Annotated in this window: 6 protein-coding genes; 3 read left to right on the forward strand and 3 right to left on the reverse strand. The window is 41.4% G+C overall.

The genetic code is table 11. From position 1 onward, the window contains the following. Positions 1 to 6: 6 nt before the first annotated feature. From ACWICE_RS01560 to ACWICE_RS01570, 3 genes are all read left to right on the forward strand, one after another. On the forward strand, positions 7 to 1,455 hold the full coding sequence (locus ACWICE_RS01560) for a RagB/SusD family nutrient uptake outer membrane protein (protein WP_454297492.1): 1,449 nt from the start codon (positions 7 to 9) through the stop codon (positions 1,453 to 1,455). 615 nt (positions 1,456 to 2,070) lie between these two features. Continuing rightward, positions 2,071 to 5,232, forward strand: a complete 3,162-nt coding sequence (locus ACWICE_RS01565; RefSeq protein ID WP_454297493.1) for a SusC/RagA family TonB-linked outer membrane protein — start codon at positions 2,071 to 2,073, stop codon at positions 5,230 to 5,232. An 11-nt stretch (positions 5,233 to 5,243) separates the two neighbouring features. Beyond that, a complete protein-coding gene (locus tag ACWICE_RS01570) occupies positions 5,244 to 6,692 on the forward strand; it encodes a RagB/SusD family nutrient uptake outer membrane protein (RefSeq protein ID WP_185215935.1) in 1,449 nt (482 codons plus the stop codon). A 79-nt stretch (positions 6,693 to 6,771) separates the two neighbouring features. On the opposite strand, the gene ACWICE_RS01575 is transcribed toward ACWICE_RS01570, so the two are convergent. From ACWICE_RS01575 to ACWICE_RS01585, 3 genes are read right to left on the reverse strand one after another with little or no spacing between them, the layout of a single operon-like run. After that, positions 6,772 to 8,019, reverse strand: coding sequence for an alkaline phosphatase family protein (locus tag ACWICE_RS01575; RefSeq protein ID WP_454290712.1), 1,248 nt, complete (start codon positions 8,017 to 8,019; stop codon positions 6,772 to 6,774). 18 nt (positions 8,020 to 8,037) lie between these two features. Further along, positions 8,038 to 9,837, reverse strand: a complete 1,800-nt coding sequence (locus ACWICE_RS01580) for a RagB/SusD family nutrient uptake outer membrane protein (RefSeq protein WP_454297494.1) — start codon at positions 9,835 to 9,837, stop codon at positions 8,038 to 8,040. Between the two features lie 4 nt (positions 9,838 to 9,841). Further along, on the reverse strand, positions 9,842 to 13,135 hold the full coding sequence (locus tag ACWICE_RS01585) for a SusC/RagA family TonB-linked outer membrane protein (protein WP_454297495.1): 3,294 nt from the start codon (positions 13,133 to 13,135) through the stop codon (positions 9,842 to 9,844). Between the last annotated feature and the right edge of the window lie 214 nt (positions 13,136 to 13,349).

The following is a 13,349-nucleotide window of genomic DNA, read 5'->3' on the forward strand; positions in this document are numbered from 1 at the left end:
TCGGTCATGAAAAGATTAAAAATAAAATATAATTACTTGGGGTTATTCGTACTAATCCCCCTATTATTCAGCACATATTCGTGCAAAAAGGACTTTCTAACCCTCTCTCCGGAACTATCTATTCCGAGCGAGTTTGTGTTTTCGAGTGAAGAACGTATAGAGTCACAGGTTACCGGTATTTATGCGACCATAAAAAGCGGTCAGTTTTATGGAGGCCGGTTATTAATTTATAATGATATCCGCTCAGAGGAATTCAGCATCGAAAAACCCAACAATGTAACCGGTAATTCAGTATATCAATTTACAAATGACGAAACGGATTCCTATATAGCAAACTTTTGGGTTGTTGGTTATTTAACGATCAACCGGATTAACATCTTTTTAGAAGGCATAGAAGCGGTAGGTACAGACATTATCTCTGCTGAAAAAAAGACTCAGCTAATCGGCGAGGTCAAGTTCATCCGTGCATTAACCTACGCAGCCTTGGTGCAATTATTTGCAAAACCATATGCAGCAGACAATGGAGCTTCCAAAGGAATTCCATTGCGTTTACTGCCAGAACGGAGTTCCGAGAACAATGACCTACAGGCAAGTCCTGTTGCGGATATCTATGCACAAATATTGAAAGACTTGAATGAAGCAGAACCCGCAGTACCCGCAAATTACCAAGATCAGGAAGCAACGGCAACACGCGTGCACAGAAACACAGTCATCGCTCTTAAGACCAGAATGTATTTGACCATGAGAGATTATCCAAAAGTCATTACCGAAGCCAACAAAATAGTAAGCGCCGCTGCTCCATTTACAGCAGGCTCAGGAGTTAATCATAAGTTATCTCCATCTATTAGTGATGTCTTCTCCAACTTTTATAACCCAGAAAGGATATTGAGCTTCCCATTTGAGAACAATAACGCCCCAGGCACACAAAACCAATTGGGATTTTATTACAATGAAGGAAACATTGAATATTCTTTAGATCCAGCAGGCATTCTCGGAAATGCAAACTGGCCAGCCTCTGATGATAGAAAGAGTGAATTAACAGGAAGGTCATCAGATAATCAACTCGATTTATTAACCAAGTTCTCCAACACCTCTCCTTTCTTAGATTGGATACCTGTCATCAGGTATTCTGAGGTCTTGTTAAACTTGGCAGAGGCAGAGGCTGAAGCTGGATCCCAAGCGAGATCATTGGCGTTACTAGAAGCAGTTCGAAATCGTTCAGATGCTGCCTATAATTTTCCTGCATTTTCAAATAAAGATGAGCTGGTAGCAGCCATTCTTCTCGAAAGAAGGATAGAATTTTTGGGAGAAGGTAGGCGTGTCCCAGATTTACAGCGCAGGAATATGCCAATCCCGTCAAAAGGAGCTGGAAAATTAATTCAACCCACAGATACTGAATATATTTTCCCAACTCCATTAATAGAGACTATAACAAATCCAGGTGTTAACAATTAAATTTCATTAATTACTTCGGAAAGAGGCTGCCTTCGGGCGGCCTTTTTTATGGTGTTTACAAGTACCGAAAAGAAATTCCGATCAATCAAAAATAATCAGCAACAAAAAAATGAAAACAAACAATCAAATCACATGCATTTGAACTGATTTTTTAAACAATCAGACATTCTATTACAATTTTTTCAATCCCTCCCGAAAATAACCCCCTATATCAACCTTATTGTTACAATCGAACCCTAAATCTATTAAAAAATGGAAAATAGAGCATTATTCTAAATAATTTTTTAAAAAACTATTACGTTAATTATAATTTTAACCTTGTCGATTTAAATTATTTCCTCAATTTATCTTAATTAACCATAAATCACATTGATAGATAAAATATAAAAACCAGCAATTTATATTATTAACAACACCCACGCTATTGTTAATTAAACATTAACAAAAAATGAAACTTTCCTAATTTTTACTTTATTTTCTTGAATGCACACGTTTGATTAGTTGAAATTATTAAACATCTTGAAGCCGCAGAGAAAATTCTAGAGATTCTTTGCAAACCAGTAAGTTATGGTCTGCTTGGCATTATTTACTAACTAATATTAACTAAACAAACACATGAAACAAAGATTACTTAGCATGCTTGTGCTGTGCGTGCTGCTTATTGGCAGTTCCTATGCACAAAATCGGCAGGTTACCGGTAAGGTAACGTCTGCAGCAGATGGCGCTCCGATCTCTGGAGTGTCCGTTCGAGTTGTTGGGACTTCCGCGGCAACTCAAACCAGCGGTGATGGTACGTATTCCATCGCGGTTCCTGACAACAATGGTTCCCTATCCTTTACTTACATCGGTTACCAAACTTTCCAAGTCGCTGTTGGAAGCAGATCGGTAATCAACGTAGAACTAGGCTCAGATGATGAGACCTTGGACGAGGTGGTGGTAACTGGTTACTTGGTTCAATCGAAAAAAGACTTTACAGGATCTTCTGCAAAAGTAGGTGGTGAAACCGTAGCCAACAGACCATTGCAAAGTTTTACACAAGGTCTTACCGGACAGGCTTCAGGGGTAAACATTATCCAGCCTTCAGGCGTATTGAACAACCCTCCGGTTGTACGTGTTCGCGGATTAAGTTCACTTTCCTTGAACTCATTCCCATTGGTCGTTGTGGATGGTATTCCTATCGCTACGGGTGACGTTTCTGCAAACTCTTCAGCAAACAACCCATTGGGGGACATCAACCCCGAGGACATTGAATCCATCGACATCTTAAAAGATGCTGCTTCAACAGCTATTTACGGATCACGTGGTGCATCAGGGGTGATGATAATCACAACGAAAAAAGGTAAATCAGGTGCTGCAAAAGTTGCTTATGATGGCTGGTTTGGAACTTCCAAAGCCGTGCGTCTTCCTGAACTTTTGAACGCAGCTCAATATATTGCCCATAAAAATGGTGCAATAGCAAATGCTAGGGAAATCAACCCTAAACTATCAACAGGATCTTATCCAGTAGGTGGTGGTTTCTTCCCAACTTTAGACGAAAATGGCAATCCAGTAGATACACGCTGGTACGACTATGTATATAGAGATGGATTCTCGCACAACCACAACTTAAGTGTAAGTGGTGGTACTGAAAAAACCAAGTACTTCTTCTCAGGTAACTTATCTGACCAAGACGGTATCTTGTTCAATAACACCTTCAAACGTAAAGGTGTAAGAGCAAACCTAGATCACAGACTAAATGACTGGATCAAATTAGGAACGAACTTAACTTTCACCAACAGTGACAACAGATCACCAAACTCAGGTTCAGTTGCGGGTGCTGCCTTCAATACTTCAGGTCTTGGTCGTATCGCCATGGTACAAGCACCAAACGTTCCAGCATTCCTTCCTAATGGAGATTACAACGTTTCAGGTAGTGCCATCGGAAAAGGAGCCAATATCTTAGCACCAAACTACCCTAACCCACTTCCTATCAGAGATTTGGACAAAAACACTTCAGAAACTAGCCGTTTCTTCGCAAATGTGAGTGCCGAAATTAAATTATTGGATGGACTGACCTTAAACAACAATTTCAACTGGGATTTAAGAAATACGACCAACCAACAATTCTGGAACCCAATCAATGGTGATGGATATAGCTACAATGGTTATGCTTACAACAACCAAGCGAAAAACAACAACTGGCTAATTTTCAACACCTTGGTTTACAACAAATCTTTTGGAAACCACAACCTTACAGCATTAGCAGGACATGAAGCGCAAAGTACACGTATCGAGAACTGGGGTGCCGTTCGCTATGACCTAACTGATGGTTTCTTTGATCAATTCCAAGGTAACTACTTAACCAACGATGCAGGTGGTAATGGAATTGGCGAACTTAATTTGGAATCTTACTTCACTTCCCTGAACTATAACTATGCTAATAAATATTTCTTTACGGCTAACTTCAGACGTGACGGTCTATCATCATTAGCACCAGGTAGAAAATGGGGTAACTTCGGTGGTGTATCTGCTGGATGGACCGTATCTGAAGAAGAATTCTTTAAATCAAGTTCTTTAAGCAATGTATTCTCTAATTTCAGATTAAGAGGAAGCTGGGGACGCGTAGGTAACAGTGCTATCTCCAATCTTTACGGATCTTTCGATACTTATGATCCAGCAATATATGGAAATGTAGGTGGTATGGTATTCTCACAAGCAGGTAACAGAGAACTGACTTGGGAGACAGCAGACCAAACAAACATCGGTATAGATTTAGGATTCTGGAATAATAGAGTTTCCTTAGAAGCTAACTATTACAACAAAGACCACAATGGATTAATCCTTGCCGTTCCGCAGACTCCTTCAAAAGGTATCCCAGGTAACAGCATCTTGATGAACATCGGTTCGATGTACAACAGAGGATTTGAGTTTGCCTTGAATGTAAGAGCGGTAGAAAAAGAGAATTTCAAATGGACAACGACATTAAACTTCTCTACCAATAAAAACGAGGTAACAGCTTTGGATAACCAAGGCAGACCTTTGATCGCAACAACTTCAGGACTTGAAACCACAAGTATCACCGAAGTTGGAAAATCTGCAGCACAGATCTATGCCGTGCCTACCACTGGAATCAACCCAGAAAACGGTAGAAGAATCTTTGTCAATCTGGATGGTGAGAAAGTCCAATACTTACACAATGCGCCTAACACAGAAGGCTTCTACTCATACAGCTATATGGACGGCACAAAAGCTGGATCAGTAGCAGGTCATGCCGTAGCAGCAGGTAACACATTACCTACCTACTTCGGTGGTTTCAACAACAACTTCCAATACAAAAGCTTTGATGCGACCATTAACTTCACCTTCTCTGGAGGTAACTATATCTACAATGGTTCAAGAGCTGGTTTAAGAGACCAACGTATCTGGAACAACTCAGTAGACATGTTGAACGCTTGGACCCCGACGAATAGAAACACGGATATCCCAAGAGCAATCTATGGTGACAACATTTCTAATGGTTCTGCTTTCGCAATCGGATCGAACATCGAAAAAGGTGACTTTATCAGGTTACAGACTGCATCATTAGGTTATCGTCTTCCAGGAACCATTTTTGGAAATTCAGGTATTTCAAGCTTAAGGATCTATGCATCAGTAAACAACGCTTTCTTGATCACCAAATACACTGGTGTTGACCCTGAGATCTCTTCCAATGGTAATGGAAACTTAAACTCAGGGGTAGAGCGTAACTCTATGCCTAATGGACGTACATTCACTTTCGGTATTAATCTAGGCTTTTAATTAATTGTGTCATGAGAAGATTTAAAATCAAAAATAAATTAGCAGGGCTATTAGTTCTAACGCCACTGTTGTTCAGTACCGTCTCTTGTAAAAAGGACTTTTTGGAACTATCCCCTGAACTATCGATACCTAGTGAATTCGTGTTCTCTAGCGCAGACCGTATCGAATCTCAAGTAGTAGGTATATATTCATCGATCAAGAATGGTCAGTTTTATGGCGGCCGTTACTTAATCTATAATGATATCCGTTCGGAAGAATTTGTCAATCAAAGACAGAATAACGTAACGGGTTATTCGACCTATCAATTCTCCAATGATGAAACAGACAGCTATGTTTCAGACTTTTGGGTAAGAGGTTATTTGACCATCAACCGCATCAATATCTTTTTGGAAGGTGTGGAGCCAATTGGTACCGATATCTTGGATGCCAACAAGAAAACTCAATTGATTGCGGAGGTTAAATTCATCCGTGCGCTGACTTATTATTCCTTGGTGCAGTTATTTGCTAAGCCATATGCAGCGGACAATGGTATTTCTAGAGGAATTCCACTGCGTTTATTGGCAGAAAGAAACTCCGATAACAATGATTTAGCAGCAAGCCCTGTAAAGGACATCTATGCACAGATCCTAAAAGATTTGAATGAAGCGGAAGCCGCGGTACCAGCTACTTATGGAGATGCAGAATCTCAAAGTACCCGTGCGCATAAAAACACCGTTATTGCCTTCAAAACCCGTGTCTATCTAGCCATGAAGGATTATGCAAAGGTAATTTCGGAAGCAAACAAAATCGTAAGTGCCGCAGCACCATTCAAGGCTAGCTCTGGTGTCCAACATCAATTGGCACCTGCCATTACCGATGTATTTTCGAACTTCACGATCAACGAGCGTATCTTAAGTTTCCCTTTTGAAGCTAACAATGCCCCTGGAACACAAAACCAATTGGGTTATTACTACAACGAAGGAAATATCGAGTATTCATTGGCTGCAGATGGTATCTTTTCGAACGCTGCTTGGCCAGCAACCGATGCACGTAAGAAAGATTTGACCGGAAAATCTTCAGATGGCAAGTTGAATATCTTAACGAAGTTCTCCAGTGCTTCACCTTATTTGGACTGGATCCCTGCAATCAGATATTCAGAGGTACTCTTGAACTTGGCAGAAGCTGAAGCAGAAGCGGGTTCTCAAACTAGAGCCTTGGCCTTATTGAAAGCGGTTCGTAATCGTTCTGATGCGGCTTATACCTTCCCTGCTTTTGCAAACAAAGCGGCTTTGGTAGATGCCATCTTATTAGAACGTAGAATTGAGTTCTTGGGTGAAGGTCTACGTGTACCAGACTTACAGCGTAGAAATATGCCAATCAATTCCGAAGGTGCCGGCCGTTTGGTTCAACCTTCTGACGAGCGTTATGTTTTCCCAATTCCACTAGGGGAAACAATCACCAACCCTGGAGTAAGTAAATAATAAATATTAAGTTAATAGTAAATTAGAAGAGGCTGCATGATGCAGCCTCTTTCTTGTTATTGATCATCCTTTTTACTTATTATCTCACGATCCAGCGGTTCAAGGTATTGTCTTTCCCTTCAAACACTACCTTCAACATTTTGCTGTCTTTCAACTCCTTAGGCAATTTGACTTTCACTGCTCCTGAGCTTTGCTCAAACTCACCTAAATCAATATACTTATCATTCCCCTTTACGCCTTGCTGCTTGAAGTTGTTCGTTCCTGATACCAGTATCTTCACTTTATCATTTTTTTGAAGACTGGTCCAGCTGAGTATCAAACTATCATCTTTCAGCATAGCCTTTGGATGCGCAATGGAAACTTCACCTACAAATGGCACACCATCCAATTCATATTGCTGCTCTTTGGAAATGTTCACACCTAAATGTCTTGCCATGGAAGGCAAAATATCAACGATCTCAGGTGTATGCGCATAGAAATGCTTGTTCAACTCCTTTTTGTTTGTTGCTATCCAGATTCCCCTTTCACGATCGGTCTGACCACCATGGCTTTCACCGGTTGCCACATCTCTACCATGATCCGTGATCACGACAAACATCCAATCTTCATTATAATACTGCTCTCTATATTGCACTGCTGCAAATAGGTCACCCACCTGACGGTCCGCTATCTGTACCGCCTTCTCCATTTCAGGACTATCCCCAAAATGGTGACCGATATCATCGGTGTACTGAAGATAGACCCAACTGAAATCAGGCGCATCTTTCCTGATGCTCTGGCTCGCTTCCTTCACTACTTCTTCATCAATATTGTTGATATATTTTGATTGTTTATCATGCGGAAAACGAACGGTATCCAATTCATAACCATCATAATGATAATCAAACTTCAAATGTTCGGTCTGCGGTAGGCCCTCACCGATCAATTTTGTCCTATTATCCAACCAAGTGGAATAAATCCCGATTTTCTTGTCTTTCTGGTCATTCTTCAGAAACCTGAACATGGTCCAATAATTATAGTTTGGGTCTTCCAGACCATTGTCCCAAACATTGTGCTTGTTACCCCAGGTTCCAGTGATCATGCTGGTATAGCAAACCGCTGAAATGGTAGGCGTCTGGGAATAACCCGACTTCTCGCCGCCCATGGTCGCACGAGTATAGCCACCTATTTGGCTTACGGCATCAATAAATGGCGTACTTACCTTTTCCTTAACATCCGCCGGAATACCATCCACGATGATGACGATTGCTTTTTTAGCTTTCGGAGCTTGCGCATAGATCAAGCTGATACTACAAAGGCAAGCAAGGATCAAACTGATTTTTTTCATAATGATTCTTTTATAATATTACCACCCAAAGATCTGTTTGAGATTGGTATTGATATCTGCATCGTTTTTAGGAATGGGCCTATAATAATATTTAGGTTCTTCAAAACCACCAACCTTATCTACGACATCAATATATCCAGAATTTCCGTCACTTAAAAATACAGAAACATCCTGTCCTATTCTGCCTACCTTATAATATCTTAAGGTGACCCCTAAACTGTTCTTTTCTCTAACCTCAGGTAAGGATTCACTGGCTCCGATCAATTTGATATCCGCAATTCCATCACCCGTCACGTCGTGATTGCCCAATCCTTTGAAATAGATTCCCTGTGGTTTTCTTTCCAAAAGCTTACCTGCTTTCCAGCGCATCAAATCATTGAAACGGAATCCTTCAAATGCCAATTCCACCCTACGTTCTCTTCTTATTTCCAGGATCAAACTTTGGTTAGGTCCAGCAGTCTCCTTGAAATCGTTGGCCATTTTTGTATCCAACACCGGGTTCAAGGTCATATCCGGCATACCCGCTCTTTTTCGCAATAGGTTTACCGATTTATCTAAATCCGCTTGGTTGTTCAAGATTCCCAATTCGGCTTTAGCTTCTGCAAAGGTCAACAGGACTTCTGCATAGCGGTAAAGTGGGATATCGACATTGTATCTCTCTTCCTGAACACTGGTATTTAAGAAACCCTTGATCTGGTGATATCCCGAAAAGTTCTTACTCAATTGCTGTACATATAAACCTGGCCCCTGCGAATAGGTACTGACATATACCAGGTTCCAACCGGGTGCAGCATAGGTTTGGGCCAGCCTAGGATCCCTATCCTTAAACTCTTCCACAAAGGAGAACTTCTCATAACCCGCCTTATTGGTATAGATCGAACCATCCTTCATCAGGTAACTCTGTACCACATTCCGGAGTGGATAGTATTCATAATTCCCAAACATCCCGGGCCAATCCGAACGATTGATGACATTGTTGGCGTAAAATCGACCCAGAATTACCTCGCTGTTATTTTCAAGATTTGGATTATTATACAAGGAGGCATAATCTGACTCGGCCTTCCCTGTGTTATGAATAGCATAACCAGCATTGCTCATGATGTTTTCGGCAGTTTGATATGCAATGGTCAAGAAGTTATCCACGGTCTTGTCCAAGCCTAAGTATTTATGGTATTTACGGTAGGTTCCTTCAAATAGGGCAAAGCGGCTATATTCCTGCCCGATCACCCATTTATTCACTTTTCCAGGAACCTTGGTTGCTTCCACATTTTCAAAGGCAAACTTAAAGTCCTCCATGATTTTCTGCACCACCAATTCTCGAGGATCTCTTTTGCCAAACAAAGCTGCCTGATCTTCCACCTTAACCACCTTATCTACCCAAGGCACATCCGAAAAGCGCTGCACTTTATTCACATAGAACCTAGCCCTAAAATATCTTGCTAAACCTTCATAATGCTTCAGCTTCGCTTCTGAGATCTTCGCCTGTGAAAGATTCTCCAACATAAAGTTGATATCTCTCAACTTCTCCCAATTCCATCCTTCGGTAATATTTGCTGCTGAAGCTGTTCCGAGCATGATGTTTTTGATCTCCTTATTACCTGTGGTACTCGCATTGTCGGTAGTTGCATCCTGCTCATAAAAACCGTTGTCCAGAAAATCATAGAGGTTCAAGGCATACATGTCCAGATCGGACTCCGTCTTGAAAAAATTCTCCTTCTGCACCATCGTTTCAGGCAATCGGTCAAGGTAACTGTCATTACACCCTGCAAACGTAAGCAAGGAGGCAGTCAATAAACTTAATTTGATATATCGTTTCATTATTTTAAAAGGTTAATTGTAGACCAGCAGAAAAACTACGTTGGAATGGATACATGGCTCCATTACCCTCCCTCGTTCTTGCTACGGTTGGATCTGTATAGGTGTTGATGTTCAAAACCTCGGGGTCAAAATATCTCTTTACTGCCGACCATTCCATCAGGTTTTCTGCACTGACATAAACCCTAAGGTTCTTCACTTTAGCTCTTTCCAACAAATGATTTGGAATGGTGTAGCCAATGGTGACATTCTTGAATCGCAAATATGCCGCGTTCAATAAGTATCGTGTCTGTGGAATAGCAGCACCCTGAGCCTCATTGACACGCGTTCCTAAGTTCAGATCCGCCAACCAAGATTGAAGGACAGGATATTTGGCATCCAGATTCTGGTCTGCCAAACCTAAGGCTAAATAGGAAGCGGAATGTTTCGCACGGTCAGCATCAGAATCATTGTTAGGACGATAGAAATCCAAGAGATGGGAATAGATATTTCCATAAGGCTGTTGGTAAACACCCCAGTAAAGGTAATCCAGAGGATAATAATCTCGCTTCCCGATACCTTGTAAAAATGCCCGCACATCAAATCCTTTCCAGCTGGCATTCAGGTCCAGACCAAAATTGTAACGTGGGGTAGAATTACCAATAATTTTCAAGTCCTTGGTATCACCCAATACATAGCCTTTTTCAATTTTGCCATTACCATCTTGATCGACAAACTTTGGCCATCCCGGAACAATCGATAAGGCACCCCATGGAATGATCGAGGTTTGGTCCAGCTTATTGATCTCTTCTTGATTTTGGAAGAAACCATCGCTTTCCAATCCCCAGATTTCGCCCAGTTCCATACCCTTATAGAATTGGGTAATTCTCTGGTTCGGGTTGTCAAATTTGGTAATCTTGGCGTAGGAATCCGATAGCACAAAAGTGGCCCCGAAATTCAGGATTGAGCCCGAGACATCTTTCGAATCATTATAGGACAAGGTCAATTCCCAGCCGTTGGTTGCCAGGTCGGCCGCATTTTCATTCGGCTCCTTTACCCCTAAGATCTTAGGAAGCTCCTTTCCGAAGGTCAACATGCCCATGGTATTTCTACGGTAGATATCAAATGAACCATTAAACTTATTCTGCATAAAGCCAAAGTCCAAACCTAAGTTGTAGGTTTTTACCTTCTCCCATGTATAATGATTAGACACTAAACCTGGCGCTTTTATCGATGGATTCACTTTGCCGCCGATCAAATATGGAGATTCAAAAGGCTCCATAGTTGGGATATAACCAAAGTTGGATACCGCCTGGTTACCTAATTCACCATATGAACCTCTTACCTTCAATTGGCTTAACCAATTGACATCCGACAAGAAGTTCTCCTTGTTGATCAACCATGCTACGGACCCCGACGGGAAGAAACCGAAACGGCTAGCCTTTGGAAATCTTGATGAACCATCATAACGACCATTCAATTCCAAGATATACTTATCATCAAAGATATAGTTCAAGCGGTAGAATGCTCCTCGCAGGGCATACTTGTCGATTTCCTCTCCTACTTCAGCAGTACCGGTTGCCAATGCCACGGTAGGGAAGAGATCAGAGATCAATCCTTGTCTCTCTGCAACGATATTTTCCCATCGATAATCCTCTTGGTTGAAACCTAGGACGGCAGTTACCTGATGTTTATCAAAGGTCTGATTATAGGTTCCAAAGATATTGTAGACATTATAGTAAGAGAATCCCGCCTCACGATAGGCTGATGAAATTCCTTCCTCACGGATATCATCCGGACCATAACCAATTTTATATCTGGTCGTGTATCTGTTTAAGTTCCTGGTATTCCTTTGGAACGTATAGTCTGCATTGATCTTAAACTTGTTTTCAAACAAACGCAATTCAGCATTGAATGTAGACTGTAAGTCATTGCGTTTGGTCCTCATCTGTCCCCCATCGACCATTTTGGCGGCAATACGGCCTGCACCAACATTTCGATCCACATCGGAATACGCCCAACTACCATCCGGGTTTTTCAAGGTGCTCGTTGGGAAAACATGGTAGATTTCAGCCATGGAACTGGATGAACTGTACAAGGATGGATTTACCCTTTCGTTCAATCCGATAACCGTATTATTACCCACAGAAAGGTAATCGTTCAGCTTATAGTTTACCTTGGATCGGATACTGTATCGATCAAAATAATCATCAGCGATTTTAATGGGAGAATTTTGACGGTTGTAGCCCGTACTGATATAATAATTGACCTTATCACTGGATCCTGAAATCGAAAGGTCATGGTTATGGGTATTGTTCCAGTCGGACAGGAAATAACGGGTCCAATCTCTATTTCCCATATATTCCCATTGTTTTGGGTTACTAGGGTCAATCCTTACATCAGCGATGCTAGGGTTATCCGACCTTTCCTTGGCATATTGATAATATTGCTCCGAGAAATTCACGTTATCCCAAGGTGTATTATCGGTTGATGTCTCCAATAAACGTGAGAAAACGTAGGGATCTGTAATCTTATCTGGAATGACTGTCGGCGTATTCCAGGTAAAGTTATTGCTATAGTTGATTTTTAGGGCTCCTTTACCTGATTTAGAGGTAATCAAGATAACCCCGAAGGATGCCCTAGCTCCGTAAATCGCAGCAGCAGAAGCATCTTTGATCACCGACATGGATTCAATATCTTGTGGTGATATCCTGTTCAGTTCTGCCGAACTGATAGGCACGTTGTCCAATAAAATCAATGGGTCCCCACCATTGATGGACGTGATACCACGGATATTGATCTTTGCAGCCTCTCCAGGAGCACCAGAATTGAACTGTACATTTAAGTTGGGCACCAAACCTTGCAATCCTTGGGAAACGTTGGCAATAGGACGGCTCTCCAGTTCTTTACCACTGACATAATCAACAGCTCCGGAAAGGTTGACTTTCTTTTGGGAGCCATAACCGATGACCACCAGTTCCTCCAGATTTGAGGAATTGGAATTCAGGGTAAAATTGTTCTGATCAGCAATGACGAAGATTTTGCTGTCATAACCAATGGAGCTGATCTGGATGGACTCTCCTTTAGCTGCCCGCAAACTGAACTGGCCATTTTCATCGGTTTGGGTAGAAATTCCAGCGTTCAGATTCTTTACAGTGGCACCTTGGATTGGGCGAGCAGATTCATCCATGACTTTGCCCGTAAAGACCTCCTGGTCCTGGACAATGGATAGAACCTCACCCATACTATGGGAGCTTGGGATTTGAAATCCTACAAGCAAAAAAGCCGCTAAATACAGCTTTGGAGCTTTAATTAATCTCATTGAAATGTGGGTTAATATTTTGCCGTAAAAGTAGCCCCGCACATTTAAGGTAACATTAACACAATAAAAAGATTAGGTAATTAAACAATGAGAAAATTGTTAATTAAGACATAAAAAATAGGCGGATCCGCTAATTATCCGCCTACTCTGCATCAAAAATAGATTTTGTTGCTTAATTATGTTAAAAGTATGTTAACATGTGAAAAAACATGGT

It is taken from the genome of Sphingobacterium sp. NPDC055346 (assembly GCF_053645235.1).

Coding starts and splice junctions, on each gene's coding strand:
- ACWICE_RS01565 (WP_454297493.1), top strand. CDS start 2,071: ATGAAACAAAGATTACTTAGCATGCTTGTGCTGTGCGTGCTGCTTATT.
- ACWICE_RS01575 (WP_454290712.1), bottom strand. CDS start 8,019: ATGAAAAAAATCAGTTTGATCCTTGCTTGCCTTTGTAGTATCAGCTTG.
- ACWICE_RS01580 (WP_454297494.1), bottom strand. CDS start 9,837: ATGAAACGATATATCAAATTAAGTTTATTGACTGCCTCCTTGCTTACG.
- ACWICE_RS01560 (WP_454297492.1), top strand. CDS start 7: ATGAAAAGATTAAAAATAAAATATAATTACTTGGGGTTATTCGTACTA.
- ACWICE_RS01570 (WP_185215935.1), top strand. CDS start 5,244: ATGAGAAGATTTAAAATCAAAAATAAATTAGCAGGGCTATTAGTTCTA.
- ACWICE_RS01585 (WP_454297495.1), bottom strand. CDS start 13,135: ATGAGATTAATTAAAGCTCCAAAGCTGTATTTAGCGGCTTTTTTGCTT.